General features: G+C 70.5%; 22 protein-coding genes. 13 read left to right on the top strand and 9 right to left on the bottom strand.

The features are described 5' to 3' along the window. Positions 1–356: 356 nt before the first annotated feature. The 4 genes from ACTWPT_RS49555 to ACTWPT_RS49540 form a co-directional block, all read right to left on the bottom strand. Entirely contained in the window at positions 357–554 is a 198-nt protein-coding gene (locus ACTWPT_RS49555; protein ID WP_443184535.1) for a PaaX family transcriptional regulator C-terminal domain-containing protein, read from the bottom strand. A gap of 34 nt (positions 555–588) precedes the next feature. Then, positions 589–1,794 carry an FAD-dependent oxidoreductase gene (locus tag ACTWPT_RS49550; protein WP_443184533.1) on the bottom strand — a complete coding sequence of 402 codons (1,206 nt, stop codon included), beginning with the start codon at positions 1,792–1,794 and terminating at the stop codon, positions 589–591. A gap of 6 nt (positions 1,795–1,800) precedes the next feature. Then, complete coding sequence (locus tag ACTWPT_RS49545; RefSeq protein ID WP_443184532.1) at positions 1,801–2,355, bottom strand: TetR/AcrR family transcriptional regulator; 555 nt, start codon at positions 2,353–2,355, stop codon at positions 1,801–1,803. Positions 2,356–2,609: 254 nt separating this feature from the next. Further along, complete coding sequence (locus tag ACTWPT_RS49540) at positions 2,610–3,611, bottom strand: LacI family DNA-binding transcriptional regulator (RefSeq protein WP_443184531.1); 1,002 nt, start codon at positions 3,609–3,611, stop codon at positions 2,610–2,612. A gap of 622 nt (positions 3,612–4,233) precedes the next feature. Between ACTWPT_RS49540 and ACTWPT_RS49535 the strand changes: the two genes are divergently transcribed. Next, entirely contained in the window at positions 4,234–4,863 is a 630-nt protein-coding gene (locus ACTWPT_RS49535) for a glycoside hydrolase family 9 protein (protein ID WP_443184530.1), read from the top strand. Positions 4,864–4,927: 64 nt separating this feature from the next. Then, positions 4,928–6,313: a glycoside hydrolase family 6 protein gene (locus ACTWPT_RS49530; protein WP_443184529.1), complete on the top strand. Its 1,386-nt coding sequence runs from the start codon at positions 4,928–4,930 to the stop codon at positions 6,311–6,313. A 102-nt stretch (positions 6,314–6,415) separates the two neighbouring features. Here the strand turns inward: ACTWPT_RS49530 and ACTWPT_RS49525 are convergent, their stop codons facing one another. Further along, on the bottom strand, positions 6,416–7,261 hold the full coding sequence (locus ACTWPT_RS49525) for a PaaX family transcriptional regulator (protein ID WP_443184528.1): 846 nt from the start codon (positions 7,259–7,261) through the stop codon (positions 6,416–6,418). A gap of 181 nt (positions 7,262–7,442) precedes the next feature. Between ACTWPT_RS49525 and ACTWPT_RS49520 the strand changes: the two genes are divergently transcribed. The 5 genes from ACTWPT_RS49520 to ACTWPT_RS49500 are packed head-to-tail and all read left to right on the top strand — an operon-like array spanning position 7,443 to position 12,584. Then, on the top strand, positions 7,443–8,354 hold the full coding sequence (locus ACTWPT_RS49520; RefSeq protein WP_443184527.1) for an SDR family oxidoreductase: 912 nt from the start codon (positions 7,443–7,445) through the stop codon (positions 8,352–8,354). A gap of 11 nt (positions 8,355–8,365) precedes the next feature. Continuing rightward, positions 8,366–9,244 carry an amidohydrolase family protein gene (locus ACTWPT_RS49515; protein WP_443184526.1) on the top strand — a complete coding sequence of 293 codons (879 nt, stop codon included), beginning with the start codon at positions 8,366–8,368 and terminating at the stop codon, positions 9,242–9,244. Next, complete coding sequence (locus tag ACTWPT_RS49510) at positions 9,241–9,699, top strand: MaoC family dehydratase (protein WP_443184525.1); 459 nt, start codon at positions 9,241–9,243, stop codon at positions 9,697–9,699. The genes ACTWPT_RS49515 and ACTWPT_RS49510 overlap by 4 nt, the downstream gene beginning before the upstream one ends. 49 nt (positions 9,700–9,748) lie before the next feature. Beyond that, positions 9,749–11,062, top strand: a complete 1,314-nt coding sequence (locus ACTWPT_RS49505) for an MFS transporter (RefSeq protein ID WP_443184524.1) — start codon at positions 9,749–9,751, stop codon at positions 11,060–11,062. Between the two features lie 16 nt (positions 11,063–11,078). Continuing rightward, positions 11,079–12,584, top strand: coding sequence for an acyl-CoA synthetase (locus ACTWPT_RS49500; protein ID WP_443184523.1), 1,506 nt, complete (start codon positions 11,079–11,081; stop codon positions 12,582–12,584). Positions 12,585–12,593: 9 nt separating this feature from the next. On the opposite strand, the gene ACTWPT_RS49495 is transcribed toward ACTWPT_RS49500, so the two are convergent. After that, the gene (locus ACTWPT_RS49495; protein WP_443184522.1) at positions 12,594–13,067 is read right to left on the bottom strand and encodes a MarR family winged helix-turn-helix transcriptional regulator; all 474 of its coding nucleotides are present in this window, start codon (positions 13,065–13,067) and stop codon (positions 12,594–12,596) included. 154 nt (positions 13,068–13,221) lie between these two features. On the opposite strand from ACTWPT_RS49495, the gene ACTWPT_RS49490 reads away from it, so the two are divergent. The 6 genes from ACTWPT_RS49490 to ACTWPT_RS49465 all read left to right on the top strand — a co-directional run bounded on the left by ACTWPT_RS49490 (position 13,222) and on the right by ACTWPT_RS49465 (position 18,973). Continuing rightward, positions 13,222–14,679, top strand: coding sequence for an aldehyde dehydrogenase family protein (locus tag ACTWPT_RS49490; protein WP_443184521.1), 1,458 nt, complete (start codon positions 13,222–13,224; stop codon positions 14,677–14,679). A 10-nt stretch (positions 14,680–14,689) separates the two neighbouring features. Then, on the top strand, positions 14,690–15,796 hold the full coding sequence (locus ACTWPT_RS49485) for an NAD(P)-dependent alcohol dehydrogenase (protein WP_443184520.1): 1,107 nt from the start codon (positions 14,690–14,692) through the stop codon (positions 15,794–15,796). Between the two features lie 87 nt (positions 15,797–15,883). After that, positions 15,884–16,936, top strand: coding sequence for an aromatic ring-hydroxylating dioxygenase subunit alpha (locus tag ACTWPT_RS49480; protein ID WP_443184519.1), 1,053 nt, complete (start codon positions 15,884–15,886; stop codon positions 16,934–16,936). Between the two features lie 5 nt (positions 16,937–16,941). Then, the gene (locus tag ACTWPT_RS49475) at positions 16,942–17,220 is read left to right on the top strand and encodes a hypothetical protein (RefSeq protein ID WP_443184518.1); all 279 of its coding nucleotides are present in this window, start codon (positions 16,942–16,944) and stop codon (positions 17,218–17,220) included. Continuing rightward, positions 17,217–18,194 (top strand): PDR/VanB family oxidoreductase, encoded by a 978-nt coding sequence (locus ACTWPT_RS49470; protein WP_443184517.1) that lies wholly within the window; start codon positions 17,217–17,219, stop codon positions 18,192–18,194. Before ACTWPT_RS49475 ends, ACTWPT_RS49470 begins: the two co-directional genes overlap by 4 nt. 14 nt (positions 18,195–18,208) lie before the next feature. Continuing rightward, on the top strand, positions 18,209–18,973 hold the full coding sequence (locus ACTWPT_RS49465) for an IclR family transcriptional regulator (protein ID WP_443184516.1): 765 nt from the start codon (positions 18,209–18,211) through the stop codon (positions 18,971–18,973). Here the strand turns inward: ACTWPT_RS49465 and ACTWPT_RS49460 are convergent. The 3 genes from ACTWPT_RS49460 to ACTWPT_RS49450 are packed head-to-tail and all read right to left on the bottom strand — an operon-like array spanning position 18,959 to position 21,728. Continuing rightward, on the bottom strand, positions 18,959–20,383 hold the full coding sequence (locus ACTWPT_RS49460) for an ABC transporter ATP-binding protein (RefSeq protein ID WP_443184515.1): 1,425 nt from the start codon (positions 20,381–20,383) through the stop codon (positions 18,959–18,961). The two genes, ACTWPT_RS49465 and ACTWPT_RS49460, sit on opposite strands and share 15 nt — an antisense overlap. Further along, a complete protein-coding gene (locus tag ACTWPT_RS49455; protein WP_443184514.1) occupies positions 20,380–21,120 on the bottom strand; it encodes an energy-coupling factor transporter transmembrane component T in 741 nt (246 codons plus the stop codon). Before ACTWPT_RS49455 ends, ACTWPT_RS49460 begins: the two co-directional genes overlap by 4 nt. Continuing rightward, entirely contained in the window at positions 21,117–21,728 is a 612-nt protein-coding gene (locus ACTWPT_RS49450) for an MptD family putative ECF transporter S component (protein WP_443184513.1), read from the bottom strand. Before ACTWPT_RS49450 ends, ACTWPT_RS49455 begins: the two co-directional genes overlap by 4 nt. Positions 21,729–21,735: the final 7 nt, after the last annotated feature.

Below are 21,735 nucleotides of genomic sequence, written 5' to 3'. Positions count from 1 at the left end.
GTTGTGATCTTCTGCGTCGACAACAGAAATGATCGACGGGAGCCGCGAGCTCGCTCAAGAGCCGACCGCACCCCAGCCACGCGAGCACGAGCAGTCAGGCTTCAACCCCGATCAAGTTCGAAGAGCCGAAATACGGCCGAGGGCGGTGCTTACCGGAAGGCCCGAACCCCGCGAGGGCTATGGGAACGCATCCTCGCGTTCGACCCCCAGCGTCCGTGTCTGGATCTCGGCAGCGACGAGGCGGGGGATGCTTCGGCAGACAAGGGGCGTGTGATGGTAGCGCCGTGTGATCACGCCCACGTCGGCGCGGCCTTCCCCGACGCCGGGGATACGTGCTGGTTGCCCGACCGTGCCGGCTACTGGCGCAGGGGCGGCTCGTCGAGCACGGTTGCGGCGAGTTGCCCGGCGCTCGGCTCGTAGCGGTGGATCAGCGTGTGGAACAGCTTCTCCGCGCGGATCGCCAGCCAGTCGGCGGGCAGGTGCTCGGCCGGGATGCGTGGGTCCTGGCGGATGAGTTGCAGCCCGTCGGTGTGCAGCAACGGCTGTCTGGTCAGGCTGATCTCCGCCGGCGCCGGCAGCGAACACGGGTTAGGGCTGCTCGATGTGCTCGGGCCGCACTCCCATTCCGATGAAGCGCCCCATCAGATGCCGCAGCGGCGGCAGCGCCTTGAACGCGGTGAAGATCGGCGGCACGTGCCCGGCCGTGTCGTCCGCCGTTCCCTTGGGATACAGGTCACGCAGGATGCGGACCTGGAACGCCTGGGTCACTCTGACCGCCCGTTCCCTGCGTGCCTGCACCCTGGCGAGGTCGGCCGCATCGGGGACGCCCGCCTGGCGAAGGACGGGACCGAGCAGGTTGGCGGCGGCGACCGCGTCCTGCACGGCCAGGTTGATGCCGACGCCGCCGGCGGGTGACATGGCGTGGGCGGCGTCACCGATGCACAACAACCCCGGCCGGTGCCAACGCGGCAGCCGATCTACCCTCACGGACAGCTGGTGGACCTGGTCCCAGTCGTCTATCAGCCCGGCGCGATCACGCAGAGCAGGCGCCAGTCCCTCCACCCGTTCCCGGAACGCGGTCAACCCGGCCTTCTTGAGCTGAGCGAAGGCCCCCGGCGGGATCGTGTAGGCGAGCTGCCAGTACTCGCCCCGGTCGATGGCGACCAGCACCCCCTTGCCGCGCTGGAAGAAGGGCAAGCGGTCGCCGTCGCGGCGAGGCAGACGGAACCACAGCACGTCCATCGGCGGCGAACTCGCCTTCGCCTCCAGTCCGGCCAGGTCACGCAACGTCGAGTGGCGGCCGTCGGCGGCGATCACCAGGTCGGCCCGTACGTCGAGCGGACCGTCGGCGGTGGCCGCCCGGACCCCCGAGACGCGCCCCTCCTCCAGGATCAGCCCTGTCGCCGTGGCACTGCGCAGCAGGCGGAAGGAGGGGTACGCGCTCGCCTTCCCCGCCAGGAAGTCCAGCACGTCCCACTGAGGCATGAACGCGATGTACGGACAGCGGACCCGCAGCCGGGTGAAGTCGGCGAATGTGACCGCCCGGCCTCCGATGCTCACGGTGACGTCGGTCATCCTGCTGTGCGGCAGCCTCAGGAACTCCTCGATCCACCCCAGCTCGGAGATCAACTCCAGCGTGGACGGGTGGACGGTGTCGCCCCTGAAGTCCCTGAGGAAGTCGGCGTGCTTCTCCAGGACGATCACCTCGACGCCCTGCCGGGCCAGCAACAGCCCGGCCATCATCCCGGCAGGGCCGCCGCCGACCACGCAACATCTGGTGCTCTCGGTTGCCATGATGCTTCATCCTTCCTCGGGAAACAGCAGCTCGACCAGCCGGTCGACGTCGACCGGGGTGCCCATCCGGCGGTTCACGGCCACGGTGGCGAGCAAGGTCTTGGCCGCCGTCGCGACGTCGTGCGGGCGCAGCTCGCCGGCTGTGACGCGCGTGGTCAAGAAGTCGCCGACCAGACGGTGCCCTTCCGCCATCAGCTCGCCCAGCGCCGCGCGAGCCCGCGTGGTGCTGAAGAACACGGCCATGAGGTCGGCGTTGTCCGCGAGCAGACCGTCGAAGGCGGCCAGCAACTCCGCCAGCACCTCCTTGGCGGGCCGCGTGCCGTGATCGGCGGTCAACAGCTCGCGTAGGCGCGGCAGGAAACCGCGCTCCGCCAGCAACGCCTGGACCAGGGCTTCCTTACTGTCGAAGTAGCGGTAGAGCAGACCGGGGGTCACTCCCGCCGCTTCGGCGAGGTCCTTGACCGACGCGCCGTCCACACCCTTCTCGGCGAAGACCTTCAGCGCCGCGTCGAGCAACTGCTCGCGCCGCCATTCCGCCTGTTCTTTCCGTGTTCTGGCCATGCTTCCTCATTGAGTAAATGTTTATTCAATGTAGAGGAGATGGTCTGGAGTCGCAAGGAAAGCCTTGAGGCCAGGCGACTGTGGACAGGCCCGAGGAGTGCGCGACCGCGCGCGCCAGCCGTTCGAGCATCTCGAGCTCACGCGGCTTGAGCACGGCCGGTGCATCGTCCTGGCTCTGCTACGCGACGAGGAGGACGCTCACCGCGCATGCGTGATCCCGTTACGGGCACAGCGGAAGCTACCGCCATCCGGGTTCAGGCGGATTCGCGGACGACCAGTTCGGTGGGGAGGATGAGCGGGGTGGGCTGCTCGCCGCGGATCAGGGCGAGCAGCATGCGGGTCATCTCGCGGCCAAGGGCCTTGATGGGCTGGCGCACCGTGGTCAGGGTGGGATGGGTGTGCCGGGCGGTCACCACGTCGTCGAACCCCACGACTGCGATCTCGCCGGGTACGGCCCGGCCGTGCTCTTTCAGCACGGCGAGCGCGCCCACGGCCATCTCGTCGGAGGCGACCAGCACGGAGTCGAGGTCCGGATGCTCTGTCAGCAGGCGAGCCATTGCGGCGGCTCCGCTCGCCTCGGTGAAGTCGCCGTGCGCGACCCGCTCGGCTCCGAGTCCAGCCAGCGCCAGCGCCTCGCGGTAGCCCAGGTAGCGGGATACGCCGACGTGCATGTCGAGCGGCCCGGTGATGGTCGCGATCCGGGTGCGGCCGGTGGAGATCAGGTATTCGGCCGCCTGGCGCGCGCCGTCGCGGTTGTCGGCGTCCACGTACCAGTGGTGCGAGCCGCCCAGGGAGCGTCCGCCGTATACCACGGGGATGCCGCCCTCGGCGGCCACCTTCGCCAGGGGGTCGTTCTCCCGCAGGGCCAGCAGCATGACACCGTCGGCCCTGCGTGACTGCAGGACACGGGACAGCCGGTTCCTGCCGCGCTCGGAGGCGGCCAGGATCAGCAGCAGCTCCAGGTCGGTTTCCTCCAGGACGGCGTTCACCCCGACGACGACCTCGGCGAAGAAGGGGTTGGTGAACAGGGCCTGGTCGTCGCTGGAGACCGCCAGCACGACCGCGCCACTGCGCTGGGTGGCCAGCGAGCGGGCGGCGACGTTGGGCACGTAGCCCAGGTCCTTGATGGCCCGTTCCACGGCCTGCCGCGCGGCCCGGCTGACATGCGGGGCGTCGTTGATCACCCGGGACACCGTGCCCCTGGACACGCCCGCCCGCCGGGCCACCTCGTCCAGCGTCGGTTGCCGATCCGCCATTTAGGGGCGCTCCCAAAGGTGTTGAGCTGGTCCTGCGGAGCGTACCAGGCCTTCTGGTTGTGAGCGCTCCCAATCGCGATCAGGCCAGGTGGGCGGGGCTGAACGGCCCGTCGGCCACGCGTTCCACCACGTCGTCCAAGATCTCGTCGATCGCGCCGAGCACGTCGTCTCCGAGAGGTGCCCCGGATGCCGCCGCACTTGGGCCATCGGCTGGGCCATCGGCTGGGCCATCGGCTGGTAGACGAGCTGGCCGCTGACACCTTCCTTGGCGCACAGCGGGAGGATCTCCGGTTCGATGACCCGGTGGCCGTGCCGGCCTTGTCGTCATGTCATATCTCCCTGTGCCCGGGAGCGGTTCCAGGGAGAGCTGAACTGCTGGATGCACTCGACTACCTGCGTTGACGCCGCGGATTGTGCCGGTGTTCCAGAGCTCTTTCCGTACATTATTGGGAGCGCTCCCAGCCGATCGTAAGGGATTGTCGCACCGCTGAGAAGGGGGCGGAGTGAGCGAGGATCAATCTTCACGAAACACTTGACAGCTCGCGGCGCCCTGGCGGAAGATCCGGCACGACGCCGCGGTGTGCCGGGGACTACTCTGTCCAGCGACCTGAAGGGTCCCGGTATGTCCGCCACACTCAGGCTGTGCTTCGACAACGGCAAAGACCCTTGGTGGAGCAGCCAGAACACCCCGTCGCGCGTCGAATCGGGGCAGCTGTGCGCCGAGGTCCCGGCCGGCACCACGAACCCGTGGGACTCCATGATCGGCCAGAACGACATCCCGTTGGAGGACGGCCAGCCGTACACGCTCCGCTTTACCGCCTCCGCCAGCCGGGACCTCACCATCCGCACCACCGTCCAGCTCGCCGGCCCGCCGTACACCACCCCCCTGGACCAACGGCCCGAGCTGACGGCCACGCTGCGCACGTTCGAGTACACCGCGACGTCGAACGTCTCGGACTCGCACGGACAGGTGACCTCCTACGTCACCGGGTACGGCGAGCGGGCCAGCCACAACCAGCACCACCGATTCTGGGCCCACCAGATCGACCCGAGCCTTCCCACCCCCGCCCCCGGTTCCCTGGCCGGAGGTCCCAATTCCGGTCTCCAGGATCCGGTTGCCCAGCGCAACCTCGCCGGCTGTGCGCCGGCCACTTGCTACATCGACGACATCGGCTCCTGGTCCACCAACGAGGTGGCGATCAACTGGAACTCGTCCCTTGCCTGGATCGCCGCCTTCGCCGACTCCCTGTGACAGCCGACTCCCCTGTGACAGCCGACTTCCTGTGACAGGGATCCCCTAGGAAAGGAAGCAGTACATGCGAGTGTTAACCCGGTTGGCAGCGATCACGGCCGCAACGGTGACCGCTCTGTCGGTGACCGTCGCCACGCCCGCGGCCGCCGCGACTGAGCTGGTAGTCAACGGCACCTTCAGCAGCGGCACCGCGTCATGGTGGAACTCGGCCAACACCTCCATGGCGGTGGACAACGGGCGGCTGCGCGTCAACGCGGCCGGTGGCACGGCCAACCCGTGGGACGCCATGGTGGCCCAGAACAACATCCCCCTGACCAGCGGCAAGACCTACACGCTATCGTTCGACGCCGCCGCCTCCACCTCGGTCAGCGCGGTCACCACCGTGCAACTGGCCAACAGCCCGTACACCAACACCCTGACGCAGACGATCGCGCTCACCACGACGAGCAAGCGCTTCAGCTTCCCCTTCACCTCCAGCCTGAGCACGACGGCCGGACAGGTGTCGTTCCAACTTGGCAGGAACGCCGCCCACACTGTCTACCTCGACAACGTCTCCCTCACCGATACGACGTCGGGATCCGGGCCGATCGGCATGACGAGCGGCTTCTACGTCGACCCCAACTCCAACCCCGCGGTCTGGGTGAGAAACAACTCCGGCGATTCCCGGGCGGCCCGGATCCAGTCCTCTATCGCCTCCAAGCCGATGGCCCGGTGGTTCGGTAGCTGGAGCGGCGACATCACCGCCGCCGTCTCCGGCTTCGTGGGCGCCGCGGACAGCGCCGACAAACTGCCGATCCTGGTCGCGTACAACATCCCCGGCCGCGACGCGTGCGGCGGCCACTCCGGCGGCGGTGCCGGCAGCGAAGCGGCGTACAAGACATGGATCTCCGCGTTCGCCTCCGGCATCGGCAACCGGCCTGCGGTCGTCGTCATCGAGCCGGACTCGCTCGGCGACTTCGACTGCATGAGCGAGACGGCCCGGCAGGAACGCATCCGCATGCTGACCTACGCCACCGAGCAGTTCCGAAGCAAGGCCGCCAACACCTGGGCCTACCTCGACGCCGGCAACCCCGGCTGGACCGCGCCGGCGACCATGGCCTCCCGGCTGCAGAGCGTGGGCGTCGCCAACGTGCGCGGCTTCTCGGTCAACGTCTCCAACTACTACACCACCAGCCAGTCATCCACATACGGCAACGCGATCAACTCCGCGCTCGGCGGCACCGCCAAGTTCGTGATCGACACCAGCCGCAACGGCAACGGCTCCAACGGTGAATGGTGCAACCCGTCGGGCCGCAAACTCGGCGCCACGACGCAGACCGGCGGCGGCGCCGAGATGCTGCTCTGGGTCAAGGTCCCCGGCGACTCGGACGGCAACTGCGGCATCGCGCCGAACGTGCCCGCCGGCACGTTCAGCCCGGATCTCGCCATACGGCTGATCGACGGCACGTGACCTAGTCTCGAGCTCTGAGAGAGGCATGCCCGGCGCCACGCGTGGCGCCGGGCGACCAAGCCCCCGGTTCGGACGTGGCGCCTGGTTGCTCGACCGAGCCGGCTACGGGCGCAGGGGGAGCTCGTCGAGCACGGCCGCGGCCAGCTTCGCCGCGGTCGCCTCGTAGCGGTGGGCCAGTGTGTGGAACAGCTTCTCGGCGCGGATCGCCGGCCAGTCGGCGGGCAGGTGCTCGGCCGGGAGGCGCGGGTCCTGGCGGACGAGTTGCAGCCAGTCGGTGTGCAGGAACAGCTGCCTGGCCAGGTCGTCGGCGGCGGACGGCAGCGGGTGCGCGGTGTCCCAGCGGTCGAGGAAGGTCCGGTAGCGTTCGGCGATCTGGTCGGTGTCGAACGCCTTGCGGACCAGATCGGCCGACTCGGTCGGCTTGAACGCCCGTGCCTGGAGCACGGTGACGTTGTCGCCGAGGCCGAGCGTGGCGACCATCGACTCCACGTCCTTCGAGCCCGGAGCGATCCACAACCCGCCCTGCAGCAGCCCGAACCCGGCCCAGATGAGCTGGGAACGCAGGTCGTGGCGGGTGCTGCGTTCGCTACCCGGCAGCGAGAAGCCGACCAGCGTCCACGTGCCGTCCCAGTCGCGGTTGACCGCGCCGGTCTCCCAGACGTGCCTGCGTCCGTCGTCGAGCACCTCGGTGGCGTGCGAGGTGAGCCCGAAATAGACCTTCTTACCCTGGCGGTGCCTGGTCAGCAGGTTGCGCTTGGCCATGCGGGTGAGCGTGGAGCGCACCGCCTCCTCCGAGACGCCCAGCCGGGCGAAGACGTCGATGACGCTGCCCGAGTAGACCGCCGTGTCGCGCCCCAGCACGTAGATGCCGAGAAAGCTGAACATCAGCGACTGCGGGCGCGCCGCCGGCAGCTGATGCGGCTGGTCCTGCTCATCCTCGCGCTTCACACGCATGAGCGTAGACGGAGCAGGGATGTCGGGCAAAGTCTTGACGAAGGTTGGAAATATGCCCAACGTATAGGGCATCGGGTTTGTGAGGACGATGTTGGGCAGAACTTTGACCTGAGTCACGAAACTGCCTTACATTGGCCGACGTCGGTGGAATCCTGCGGTGTTTGGGGTGGAATAGATGGATTTGTCGGGCAAGGTGGCCGTGGTCACCGGGGCCGGTCGCGGTCTCGGCCGGGCGTACGCGGAGGCTCTGGGTGCTGCCGGAGCGGCGGTTGTCGTCAACGACGTGGACGCCGCAGCGGCCGCGGAGGCGGTCGAGGCCATCGTCGCCGCGGGTGGCAAGGCCGTGGCCGAGGTGGGCGCCGTCGGTGGGACCGAGGTCGCGCAGCGGCTCGTGGACACCGCGGTCAAGGAGTTCGGCCGGCTCGACGTCATGGTGACCAACGCCGGCATCCTGCGCGACCGGGTCCTGTGGAAGATGTCCGACGAGGACTTCGACGCGGTCGTCGAGGTGCACCTGCGGGGCACGTTCACCTGCGCCCGCGCGGCCGCCGTACGCATGCGCGAGCAGGGTGAGGGCGGCCGGCTGATCCTGATCTCCTCCCCGGCCGGTCAGCGCGGCAACTTCGGCCAGACCAACTACGCCGCCGCCAAGGCCGGCATCGTGGCGATGGCGCGTACGTGGGCCATGGAGCTGGGCCGGTCGAACATCACGGTGAACGCCGTCGTCCCGGTCGCGGCCACCGAGATGACCAAGACGATCCCGGTCTTCGCACCGATCCTGGAGGAGGCCGAGCGCACCGGCGACCCGCTGCCGGACTGGCTGCGCAAGGACGAGGGCCTCGGCACGGTCGAGGACGTGGCCGGGCTCGTCGTCTACCTGGCCTCGGACGCCTCCGCCGGCGTCACCGGGCAGGCCGTGGGCATCGGCGGCGACAAGCTGGCCCTCTGGTCGCACCCCAAGGAGAAGGCCGTCGCGTACGCCGACGGCGGCTGGTCCGCCGACGCCATCGCCGCTTCCTGGGATGAGGGCGTCGGGGCCGAGCCGGAGACGTACGGCATCCCCGCCCCTAAGGCCCCGGCGTCATGAGCCCAAAGGAAATGAACGCAGACGAGCTCGTCGCTATCGACGTCCACACCCACGCCGAGGTCTCCAAGGACGGGCACGGCTCGCTCAGCCCCCAGCTGTTCGGGGCGTCGGAGGAGTATTTCGGCGCGCACGAGCGACCGGCCATCCCCCAGATGGCCGCCTACTACCGGGAGCGGCAGATGGCCGCGGTGGTGTTCACCGTGGACGCCGAGCACGCCACCGGCCATCCGCGCATCTCGAACGAGGAGATCGCCGAGAGCTGCGCCGAGCACCCGGACGTGCTCATTCCATTCGCCAGCGTCGACCCGTGGAAGGGCCGGGCGGGCGCCCGCGAGGCCCGCCGCCTGGTCACCGAGTACGGCGTGCGCGGCTTCAAGTTCCACCCCAGCATCCAGGGCTTCGCCCCGAACGACCCACTGGCCTACCCGCTGTACGAGGTGATCGAGGAGCTCGGCGCGGTCGCCCTCTTCCACACCGGCCAGACCGGCATCGGCGCGGGCGTGCCCGGTGGGGCGGGCATCCGGCTGAAGTACTCCAACCCGATGCTGGTCGACGACGTCGCCGTGGACTTCCCGCACCTGAAGATCATCCTGGCGCACCCGTCGTTCCCCTGGCAGGACGAAGCGCTGGCGGTGGCCACGCACAAGCCGTCGGTGTACATCGACCTGTCCGGCTGGTCGCCGAAGTACTTCCCGCCGCAGCTCGTCCGGTACGCCAACACGCTGCTGAAGGACAAGGTGCTGTTCGGCTCGGACTACCCGGTGATCACCCCGGACCGGTGGCTGGCGGACTTCGCCAAGCTCGACATCAAGCCCGAGGTCCGTCCCAAGATCCTCAAAGACAACGCCGCGCGCCTGCTCGGCCTCACCCCCAAGGAGACACAGGCATGACCATCGTCGCGAACGGTCTCGACGAGCTGAAGGCGCTGGCCGGCCAGGACCTCGGCCACAGCGGCTGGCTGGAGATCACCCAGGAGCGGGTGAACACCTTCGCCGACGCCACCAACGACCACCAGTGGATCCATGTGGACCCGGACAAGGCGAAGGACGGGCCGTTCGGCGGCACGATCGCGCACGGCTATCTGACCCTGGCCCTGCTCATCCCCCTGTTCAACGAGCTGCTCGACATCCAGGGCATGAAGATGAGCATCAACTACGGCCTGGACAAGGTCCGTTTCCCCAGCCCGGTCAAGGTCGGCAGCAAGATCCGCCTCGCCGGCAAGGTCGCCGAGGTCGAGGACGTCCCCGGCGACGGCGTCCAGATGTTGCTCGACTTCACCGTGGAGATCGACGGCGCGGCCAAGCCCGCGTGCGTCGCCCGTGCCGTCTACCGGCACTACGCCTGACCCTTCCAGATACGACCTGACCCTTCGAGATATGAGGAGCCCCCCTCTCATGTCGAACCCCGTCCAGCTGCGCCGCGCGGTGGCCTCGAGCTTCCTCGGCAGCGTCATCGAGTACTACGACTTCCTCCTGTACGCCACGGCCTCCGCCGTCGTGTTCAGCAAGGTCTTCTTCTCCAACCTCGACCCCCTGGTCGCCACGGTGGCCAGCCTGGGCACGTTCGCCACCGGCTACCTGGCCAGGCCGATCGGCGGCGTGGTGTTCGGCCACTTCGGCGACCGGCTCGGCCGCAAGCGCATGCTGGTGCTCACCATGGTGCTCATGGGCGTGGCCAGCTTCCTCATCGGGCTGCTGCCCACGTACGCGCAGGCCGGGGTGCTCGCACCGATCGCGCTCGTCCTGCTGAGGGTCGTGCAGGGGGTCGCCGTCGGCGGTGAGTGGGGCGGCGCGGTGCTGATGTCGGCAGAGCATGCCACCTCCCGCCGCGGTCTCTGGGCGAGCTTCACCAACGCGGGGGCGCCCTTCGGCATGGTGTTGTCCACGGGCGCGCTGACCGGCACCGCCGCCGTGGTGGGCAACGAGGCCTTCCTGGCGTGGGGGTGGCGGGTGCCGTTCCTGATCAGCATCGTGCTGCTCGCGATCGGCCTGTTCGTCAGGACGCGGGTGGAGGAGACGCCGGTGTTCAGCGCCGCCGTCAAGGAGAGCGCCTCCAGGGCCCCGCTGCTGGACGTGCTGCGCGGGCAGCCCAGGACGCTGCTGCTGGGGGTCGGCGTGGGGCTGGCCGCGTTCGTGGCGCAGGGCACGCTCACCACCTACCTCATCGCGTACGGCGTGGGGGCCGGTTTCGAGCGGCAGGCGGTGCTGAACGGGCTGACGCTCTCCTCGGCGTTGGCCGTGCTCGGCATCCTCGGCTGGTCGGCCCTGTCGGACCGGGTCGGGCGGCGGCCGGTCGTCATCACCGGCGCGCTGATCATGGCGGTGTTCGCGTTCGCCCTGTTCCCGCTGGTGAACACGGGCAGCGTCGCCCTGCTCACCGTCGCGCTCGTCTTCGGCCAGGCCGTCGTGCACCCGATGATGTACGGGCCGCTGGCCGCGCTCTACACCGAGCTGTTCAGCACCCGCACCCGCTACACCGGCGCCTCGCTCGGCTACCAGCTGGCCGGGCTCGGCGCCGGGCTGGCGCCGGTGGTGTTCGCCCAGATCCAGGCGGCCAACGGCGGCGGCGGGACCCTCGTGGTCTCGGCCGTCATCGCCGCCGCGTGCCTGCTGGCCGTGGCCTGCACGCTGGCGTTGGGGGAGACCAGTCGCGGCGATCTGGCGGCGGAGCCGATCCCCGCCGGCGCCACCAAGACCACCACCTCCTGACAGGAGAGCCACGCTCATGCAGAACTCCGGGATCGGCGGCTGGCCGGCGCGGCGGGCCTTGATGACGCCGGACCGCACGGCCTTCGTCTTCGAGGACCGCTCGCTGACCTACGCCGAGGTGCACGAGCGGGTGACGAGGCTGGCGGCGCGGCTGCGGGACATCGGCGTGCGGGCCGGGGACCGGGTCGCCTATCTCGGCCCGAACCACGTCGCGTTCGCCGAGACCATGTTCGCCACGCACGTGCTCGGCGCGATCTTCGTCCCGCTGAACTTCCGGCTCGCCGCGCCCGAGATCGACTACATGCTGGGGCACAGCGGCGCGAAGGTGCTCATCCACGCGCCGCAGTGCGCCGGCGTGGTGGAGGCGCTGACCGGCACGCCGGCCCTGGACGAGATCATCCCGCTCGAAGCCTACGAGGACTGGCTCGCGCAGGGCGACCCCGCGCCGATCGACGTGCCGGTGGCGCAGGACGACATCGCGCTCATCCTCTACACGTCGGGCACTACCGGCCGACCCAAGGGCGCCACGCTCAGCCACGCGAACCTGATCTGGAACACGTACAACATGCTCATCGGGGTGGACGTGGCCGGCGATGAGACGACGCTGGTCAGCGCACCGCTGTTCCACGTCGCGGCGCTGAACCAGACGCTGCTGCCGACCTTCGCCAAGGGCGGCCGCTCGGTGATCATGCCGTCGTGGGACGTGGACGCGTGCTACGACCTGATCGAGAAGTTCGGCGTCACGTGGATGTTCGGGGTCACCACGATGTTCGCCGCGTTCGCCGCCTCACCGCGCTGGGCCGGCGCGGACCTGTCGTCGCTGCGTACGCTGATGTCCGGGGGAGCGGCGATCCCGCCCGCGCTGATCCGCAGGTACCAGGAGCGGGGACTGGTGTTCTGCCAGGGGTACGGCATGACCGAGACCTCGCCGGGGGCGACGTTCCTGGAGGCCAGCCAGAGCACGCGCAAGGTCGGCTCGGCAGGCGTGCCCGCCTTCTTCGCCGACGTCCGGGTCGCCCGGGCCGATCTCAGCGACGCCTCGCCCGGTGAGGCCGGCGAGGTCCTCATCCAGGGTCCGAACGTCACGCCCGGCTACTGGAACGACGCCGGGGCCACCGCCGCGAGCTTCGCTGAAGGCGGCTGGTTCCGCTCCGGTGACGTCGCCTACCGCGACAAGGAGGGGCACCTGTACATCGTGGACCGGGTCAAGGACATGTACATCTCCGGCGGCGAGAACGTCTATCCGGCGGAGGTGGAGGCGGTCCTCTTCGAGCACCCCGCGGTGGCCGAGGCCGCGGTGGTCGGCGTGGCGGACGAGACGTGGGGGGAGACCGGCCGTGCGTTCGTGGTCGCCCGTTCCGGGCATGCCGTCACGGGGGAGGAGCTGCGCGACTTCCTGCGTACCAGGCTGGCCAAGTACAAGATCCCCCGGCACGTCACGTTCGTCGAGGACCTGCCGAAAACCGGCTCTGGCAAGATCCAGAAGCTCAAGCTCCGGGACCTGTCCGTTCCTTCGGCCTGAACACCCGCGTCAGTGCGGCGGCAGGTCGGACAGGGCAGTCCGGCAGCGGTTGAGGTAGACCTCCAGGTCACGGCGCTGCCGGGGGGTGAGTCCGGAGAGCATGCGCTCCTCCAGGGCGTCCATCGCCTCGTCGTGGGCCGCGAGCAGCTCGTGGCCCACGTCGGTGAGGCTGATCAGCAGGGCCCGGCGGTTGTCCGGGTCGCGGCGGCGCACGATCAGGCCGCGCCGCTCCAGTGCGGTGATCATGTCGGCCATGGACTGGGCGGTGACGAAGGAGTTGCGGGCCAGTTGCGCGGAGCTGAGCCCGTCCCGGCGGCGCAGCACGGTGAGCGCGGTGTATTGCAGCGCGGTGATGCCCGTCGGCTTCAGCAACTCGTCCATCAGTGACCGCGCGGCGAGCTCGATCTGTTTCACCACGTACAGCAGCGACGGGCGCGGGATGGCGACGTCCGTGGACCCGCTGCTGCTCGCTGCCTGTGTCACGTGCTCTCCTTTGCCTTGGACAGTCAGATTTCCTGAGTATCTCAGCCCTCTTGCATTCTGCGCCATGTAAGCGTAATTATCAGGAAACCTGTTGGTTGAACAGGTCGGGACCAGGACGGTGCGGCGCGTGATCGCACCGGGAAGCGAGCGGGTCATGACGGATTCCGTGAGCCGGCCGCACATCGAGCCGGGCAAGCTGTTCATCGGCGGCGAGTGGGCCGAGGCGTTCGCCAAGGGCAGGAGGGACATCACCGATCCGTCGACAGGACAGGTGATCACCACCGTCGCCGAGGCCGACGCCGCCGACGTGGACGCGGCCGTCGCCGCCGGGCGTAAGGCGTTCGGCGCGTGGTCGCAGACGACCGGCCGCGAGCGGGCACGCATCCTGCACCGCGTCGCCGACATCATCCGGCGCCGTGAGGACGAGCTCGTCGCGGTGGAGAGCGCCGACGTCGGCAAGCCGGTCAGCCTCTGCCGCGCCGTCGACGTGGCCACGGCCGCCGAGATCTACGAGTACTACTCGGGGCTCGCCCAGACCCTCCAAGGCGCGACCCGGCACATCCCGATCCCCTCGCACGCCTACACGCGCCGCGAGCCGCTCGGCGTGGTCGGCGCGATCACCCCGTTCAACTTCCCGCTGATCCTCAGCAGCTCGAAGATCGCCCCGGCGCTCGCCGCGGGCAACGTCGTGGTACACAAACCCGCCGAGGACACCCCGCTCAGCGCCCTGCTGATGGCGGAGATCCTGGCCGAGGCCGGGGTGCCGGACGGCGTGCTCAACGTGGTCACCGGCGGCGGCGCGGTGGCCGGCGAGGCGCTGCTGCGCCACCCCGGCATCGACAAGATCGCCTTCACCGGCTCGACCAAGATCGGCCGGTACGCGGCCGCCACGGCCGGCGAAGGGCTGAAGCCCGTCACGATGGAGCTGGGCGGCAACGCCGCGCAGATCGTGTTCGAGGACGCCGACCTGGACAAGGCGATCGGCTCGGTCATCAAGGGCTTCGTCTTCAACACCGGCCAGTTCTGCATGGGCGGTCCGCGCCTGCTCGTCCACCGCTCCCTGTACGACACCGTCCTGGAGATCCTGGCAGGCGCCGTCGCCGGCGTGCCGGTCGGCGACCCCTTCGACCCGGCGACCGTCGTAGGCCCCATGGCCGCCGAGCGGCATCTCGCCAAGGTCGAGGAGTACGTGCGGATCGCCAAGGAGCAGGGCGGCCGGATCGTCACCGGAGGCGAGCGGCTGGAGCTCGGCGGCGGCTTCTACTACAAGCCGACCGTCATCGCCGGGCTGAGCGACGATTCGCCTGTCGTGCAGGAGGAGATCTTCGGCCCGGTCCTGACCGTCCAGCCCTTCGACACCGAGGACGAGGCCGTGGCCATGGCCAACGGCACGCCGTACGGGCTCGCGGCGGGCCTGCAGACCACCGACCTGGCCCGCGCGCACCGGGTAGCGGCGCGGCTGGAGGCCGGCATCGTCTGGGTGAACGACTGGGCGATGCTCGACCCGGCGATCCCGTTCGGCGGGGTCAAGCAGTCCGGCTACGGGCGGGAGTACGGCCCCGAGGTGCTGGAGTCGTACACCAAGGTCAAGTCCGTCGTCATCGCCCTGTGAGAGGTATGCCATGACCACCACCACTTCAGCAGCCGTCGTCGAGTCCGCGGGCGAAGGCTTTCACCTGACCGAGGTCGAGCTGGCCGATCCGCGCCCTGACGAGGTGCTGGTCCGGATGGTCGCCGCCGGGATCTGCCACACCGACCTGGGTGTCGCCGCCGGCGGCCTGCCGTTCCCGCTCCCCGGAGTCCTCGGCCACGAGGGCGCGGGCGTCGTGGAGGCCGTCGGCTCCGCGGTGACCCGGGTCAGCCCCGGCGACCAGGTGCTGCTCTCGTTCACCTCGTGCGGCAGGTGCGCCGGCTGCCGTGACGGGCACCCCGCCTACTGCGCGGCCTGGCTGCCGCTGAACCTGCTCGGCGGCGCCAGAGCGGATGGCTCGCCCACCGTGACCAGAGACGGCGCGGCTCTCGGCGGGCACTTCTTCGGCCAGTCCTCCTTCGCCAGGCACGCCCTGGTCGACGAGCGCAGCCTGGTCAAGCTGCCCGCCGACGCGCCGCTCGACCTGCTGGCGCCGCTCGGCTGCGGCGTGCAGACCGGCGCCGGCGCCGTCTGGAACGTGCTCCAGCCGCGCCCAGGCGCCTCCCTCGTCGTGACCGGCGCGGGAGCGGTGGGCCTGTCCGCGGTCATGGCGGCCCGGCTCACCCCTGCCACCCGCATCATCGCGGTCGACCGGGTGCCGGCCCGGCTGGAGCTGGCCCGCGAGCTCGGCGCCACCCACACCGTCGACACCACCTCGATCGACCTGGCCGAGGCGATCGGCGAGATCACCGGCGGCCAGGGCGCCGACGGTGTGGTCGAGACGACGGGCAACGTGGGGGTCGCCGGCGCCGCCGTCGGCGTGCTCGCCGCCCGGGGCACCGCGGTGCTAGTGGGCGCCCCGCCGTTCGGCTCGTCGATCCCCGTGGACGTCAACTTCATGCTGCCGGGCCGCAAGGTGGTGGGCCTGACCCTGGGCGACAGCGAGACGGAGTCGCTGATCCCGGTGCTGGCCGAGCTGGTGTCCGCCGGGCGGCTGCCGATCGACCGCCTGATCAGGCACTACAAGTTCGAGGAGATCCAGCGTGCGGTCGGCGACATCGTCTCCGGCGACACGATCAAGCCGGTGCTGCGGTTCTAGGCACATTCGTTTTCCGGCATCCGGGAAGCGCGGTTCCGCCGGCCAGGTGACCGAGGTCACCATCGTTCCACTGTGAAGGAGTCGCCCATGCCAAGCATCCCCCGCGATCAGTGGTACGTCGCCGCCTACGGCCGCGAGATCGGCCACGAGCTGTTCAGCCGCACCGTCTGCGGCGAGTCGATCCTGTTCTGGCGGACCCGCGCCGGGACCGTCACCGCGATGTCGGACCGCTGCGTGCACCGCCGTTTCCCGCTGTCCCAGGCGCCGAGCCGGCTGGTCGACGACCAGGTGGTGTGCGGCTACCACGGCTTCACGTACGGCGCCGACGGCGGTTGTGTGGCCGTGCCCGGCCAGACCCGGGTGCCGCGGACCGCCCGGCTGAAGAGCTTCCCCGTCGTCGAGCAGGACTCGTTCGTCTGGGTCTGGATCGGCGACCCGGCCAAGGCCGACGCCACCCGCATCCCCCGGGCGCCCTGGCTGGTCTCGCCGGACTACACCACGGTGTCGGGGATGGAGCCGCTCAAGGCGCGGTTCGGGCTGCTGGTGGACAACCTGCTCGACCTGTCGCACGAGACGTACCTGCACGGCGGCTACATCGGCACCCCCGAGGTGGCGTCCACCCCGATCACCACCGAGGTGGACGACGAGGCCGGGATCGTCTACGTGAGCCGGCACATGGACGACGCCGAATGCCCGCCGTTCTACGCCAAGTCCACCGGGCTGACCGGGCGGATCATGCGCTGGCAGGACATCGAGTACACGCCGCCGTGCCTGTACAAGCTGCACTCGCGGATCGCGCCGCTCGGGGTGCTGCCGAACGCCGACGGGACCGACCCGGACGCCTTCCACGTCGAGGTCGTGTACGCCATCACGCCCGAGACCGAGCACACGACGCACGACTTCTGGGCGGTGGCCCGCGACTTCGCCCTCGACGACCAGGGCGTGTCGGACTTCCTCGCCGAGAACAACCGCACCGTCGTGCTCCAGGACGTGACCGCGCTGGACGTGCTGGAGCAGGTGATCGCCACCGAGCCTGAGGGCTACCAGGAGCTGTCGATCAACATCGACACCGGCGGGCTGGCGGCGCGCCGCATGCTGGCAAAGCTGGTCGCCGGGCAGAGCGCGGGCAGCCGGGTGTGACGCGCATGGAACCGACCCGCATGCTCAGCGGCCGCGGGGTGCTCCGGGTGGTGTGGCTGCCGGGCAGCGACCTGCTGCAGGGCACCTGCCACTGCGGCGCCACGCACATCGCCGAAGGGCCGATCGAGGTGTGGGAGTGGCTGCTCGCCCACCCGATCGGCCACACAGCGGAAGCCGTCCCCGCCCTGGGGGAGGCCACCCCGGCCCCGGCTGTGGTCGCCCCCGGCCAGGGGGAGGCCGCCCGTGGCCCAGCCGCCCTATCCGGCGCTGGAGCGATCCGATGACCGCCGTCGAGGGCCGCGCCATCGCCGGTGCCGGCACCGACTCCGCGGTCGAGCGCAAGGTCGTCGTGCAGGCGCGTGCGCAGGTGGCCGACGGGGTCGTCGCGCTCGACCTGCGCGATCCGGCCGGCGCCGAGTTGCCCGCGTGGACGCCCGGCGCGCACGTCGACCTGGTCCTGGGCGACGACCTCGTCCGCCAGTACTCTCTGTGCGGCGACCCGGCGGATCGCACGACCTGGCGGATCGCCGTGCTGCGCGAGCCGGCCGGCCGGGGCGGCTCGGCCCACGTGCACGACGAGCTCCACCCGGGCAGCACGATCCTCGCTCGCGGTCCACGCAACAACTTCCCGCTCCACGCCGCCCCCCGCTACTTGTTCATCGCCGGCGGGATCGGGATCACCCCCATCCTCCCCATGATCACCGCCACCGAAGGCGCTCAGTGGAGGCTCGCCTACGGCGGCCGCACGGCGGCGTCGATGGCGTTCGCCCTTGAGCTGCGTGCCGCCCACGGCGACCAGGTGCTCCTGTGGCCGCAGGACGAGCACGGCCTGCTCGACCTCGACTCCCTCCTGGCGGAGGAGCCCATGGACACCCTCGTCTACTGCTGCGGCCCCGCCCCGCTCCTGCAGGCCGTCGAGGAGCGCTGCGCGAACCGGCCGCTGCACGTGGAGCGTTTCACCCCCAAGGACGCGGGCGACCCGATCATGACCGGGTCGTTCGAGGTCGAGCTGGCCGCCACCGGTCTCACCCTGACGGTGCCGCCGGACCGGTCGATCCTGGAGGTCGTGGAGGCGGCGGGCGTACCGGTCCTGACGTCGTGTCGGGAGGGCACCTGCGGCACCTGCGAGACCCCCGTGCTGGCCGGCGTCGTGGACCACCGAGACTCGCTCCTCACCCCCGAAGAGGAGGCGGCCAACGACGTCATGTTCATTTGCGTCTCCCGCGCCGCCTGCCCCAAGCTGGTCCTCGATCTCTGACCATGGAGCCGTCGATGCCGTCAGCCGTCGCCCGGACCGGGCCGGTCGTGGCGCGTGCCCTGCAGATCCTCGGCGCGTTCACCCCCGACCGGCGCTCGCTGACGCTCAGCGACCTGTCCCGGCACTCGGGGCTGCCGGTCTCCACCGCTCACCGGCTGGTGGCGGAGCTCGTGGCCTGGGGCGCGCTGGAACGGGACCCGGCCGGCTGTTTCCACATCGGCCTGCGGCTGTGGGAGATCGGCTCGCTCGCCCCGCGCGGCCTCGGCCTGCGCGAGGCGGCGCTGCCGTACCTGGAGGACCTGTCGCAGGTGACCCGCGAGAACGTGCAGCTGGCGGTACGCGAAGGCAACGAGGTCGTGTTCGTCGAGCGGATCGCGGGCAGCGGCGCGGTGCCGGTGCTCACGAGGGTGGGCGGCCGTTTCGCGCTCACGGCCACCGGCGTCGGCCTGGTCCTGCTCGCGTACGCACCCTCCGACGTGCAGGAACTCGTCCTGTCCTGCCCGATCCAGCGCTACACGGAACGCACCATGACGGACCCGCGCCAGGTGCGTGCCGCGCTCGCCGACACCCGCGCCCGCGGCTACGCCATCAGCGACCGCCAGGTCACCATGGACGCGCTGTCGGTCGCGGCCCCGATCCACGATTCTGAGGGCGACGTCGTCGCCGCCGTGTCTCTGGTCGTCCACCACGGCATCGCCTCGACTCAGGCGCTCGCCCACCTGGTGCGCACCAGCGCCCGCGCCATCTCCCGCGCCCTGCCGCCGTCAGTGCGGACGTAGCCGCAGTTCCCGATCGGCGGCGAGGGCGAGGAGTTCCTCGTCGTGGCTGATGACGAGCACGACGGCGCCGTCGGCCGCGAGATCCCGCATGACCTGCGTGATGGAGTGGAGGTGGCGGCGGTCGACGCCGGAGCTGGGCTCGTCGAACACCACGATGCGGCGGCCGCTGAGCCGGGCCGCGGCGACCACGAGGCGTTGCTGCTGGCCGCCGGACAGGGACAGCGGGTGGCGGTCTTTGACGGGCTCGAGGTCGAGGTCGCGCAGGAGTGCACCCGAGCGCTCCTCCGGCTGGGAAGCGGCCAGCCGGAGTTCGGCGTCGACGCTGTCGGTGAACAGCTGCCGCTGCACGTCCTGCATGACGATCGCGCTCGCGCGCTGCCGCCGCGTCCGGCCGAGCCGGCGGCCGTCGAGGAGCACCTCTCCTTCGTGGCGTTGCAGGCCGGTCAGGATCCGGGCCAGGGTGGTCTTGCCTGCGCCGTTCGGACCGGTGATCGCGGTGATGGCCCCGGCAGGCAGGTACGCCTCCTCGATGTCGAGCACCCGGCGGCCCCGGAAGGCGCAGCGGATGCCACGCAAGGCCAGCCCGCTCGCGGGCGGGACGGCGGACGACCCGACGCCGGGGGCGATGCTCGGCCCTCGCGCGTGGGGCCGCGGGAGGCTGGGGCGCTGGGGCGGGGCGAGGCTGCGGAGCCCTTCGGCACGGAGCGTGTCGTCGTCGAGGGCGCCGAACTCCGCGCCTGTCCATTCCGCGTCGACGCGGCCGTCGCGCATCGCGATGACCCGGTCGGCGAGGCCGCGCAGGAAGTGCAGCCGGTGCTCGGCGATGACGATGGTCGCCCCGCCGGCACGCAGCCGGGCGAGCGTGGCGGTGAAGCGTTCGATCGCGGCCGCCGACAGGTTGGACGTGGGCTCGTCGAACAGCAGCAGTGGCGGGCGATGGGCGGCCGCGGCGGCGCAGGCGACCTGTTGCTGCTGGCCACCGGACAGCTCCTGCAGCGACAGGCCGGTGAAGCCGCCCAGCTCGTGCTCGGCGGTGGCGGTGGTGACGCGTTCGCGGATGTGCTCGGGCGGCTCGCCGAAGTTCTCGAGCGCGAAGGCCAGCTCGGTCTCGGTCCTGTCGGTGAAGAACTGGCGGCGGGGATGCTGGAGCACGGTGCCGGTACGGCGGCCGAGCCGATCGAGCGCCAGATCCGCGACGGCCTGCCCGTCGACGTGCACGGCGCCTTCGAGCTCGCCGTCGTGGAAGTGGGGGATGAGGCCGTTCATGAGCCGCAGCGCCGTGCTCTTGCCCGATCCGCTGGGCCCGCACAGCACGACCGTCTCCCCGTGCCGCACGTGCAGAGTGAGATCGTCGAGGGTGGGGGCGTCCGCGCCGGCGTACGTCCAGCGCACGCCTTTGACCCGGATCACCGCAGCACCGTGGCCGTGGCCAGCGCCGCCGCGACCAGCACGGCGGCGAGGTCCGCGACCCCGAGGCGCGGCGGGCGCATGGCGGTGGGGCGGGTGGTGGAGCCGAGCCCGCGCAGCAGGGCCGCGGCCGAGAGGTCCTCGGCGACACGCAGGCTGGAGGCGATGAGCGGAACGGTGAAGCGCTCGATGCTCAGCACCGGGTGCCGGAGCATGCCGCTCCATCCGCCGATCCCCCGCAGCCGCATGGCGTCGCGCACGGCGCGGGCCTCGGCGATGATCGTGGGGACGAACCTGAGCATCACGGCCGCGGAGACCGTGATGGCGCGGGGGATGCGGGCGGCCCGCAGCGCGGCGGTGAACTCGGTAGGCGGAGTGCTACGCACCAGGTGCAGGCCGATTCCCCCGACGGCGACGAAGCGGAGCACGTACGCGGCCACCGCGGCGACGACGCCGACGGCCGGATACGGCAGCGCCATCGGCAACAGGTAGGCGACGGCCGCGATGGCGGCGGCGGCGAGCGGCAGGACCAGCGCCTGCGCCCACGCCCCTTCGCCGAGCGCGAGCAGCACCCCGAGGGCGAGGGCCGCCGGGATGAACACCTCGCCGCCGGGCGCCATGACGACCACGCTCGTCGCGAGCACGAGCAGCGCTTTCGTCCGCGGGTCCAGCCGGACCGCCCGGCGGGCACGGGGCACGCCGGTGGCCCCGGCGCCGGCCGGTTCCGGGGTCGCGGTCACGCCAGTCCTGCCTTCTCGAAGTGCTTGCGGGTCAGCCGCAGGCCGAGCAGCCCGCCGAGCAGGCCGAAGACGACCGTGGAGACGTCGAAGGCGAGCAGCACCGCGGGGGAGAGCAGCGCCTGCATCTGGCTGACGTAGTCGGCCCCCATCATCTGCATCGCCGGGCTGGTGAAGTAGTCGTCGCGGGCGTAGAAGATCGGCATCATGGGGCCGACGTACCAGGCCGAGTAGACGGCGTACGCGAGCACGCTCAGGCGGCGGGAGCGGTAGTTCCCCGCCAAGATGATCGCCTCGGCGATGAGCGCGCACACGATCGTGATCGCGAAGCTGATCGGCGGATGCCCGCTGAGCATGAGGATCCCGGAGGTGACGATCGCGAAGACCGTGATCATGCCCGCGTGGCGCACCCGGGTGAGGAACAGCGTGAACGGGATCCCGCCGGCGACGATGCTCGCGGCGAGTGCGGCGAGCATGACGGCCGGGTTGATGAACCCGAGCATGTTGATCCCGAACACGATGACGAGGTAGAGGGCGCCGAAGACGCCGACGGTGATCAGGTCCTTGGGGCTCATGCGCAGGTCGATGCGGCGCTCGGCGGTCGTGGTCATGGTGTTC

It is taken from the genome of Nonomuraea sp. 3N208, assembly GCF_052245935.1.
Taxonomy (GTDB): domain Bacteria; phylum Actinomycetota; class Actinomycetes; order Streptosporangiales; family Streptosporangiaceae; genus Nonomuraea.
The sequence above is the reverse complement of the archived record's forward strand: the minus strand, read 5'-3'. Positions and strand labels throughout refer to the sequence as shown.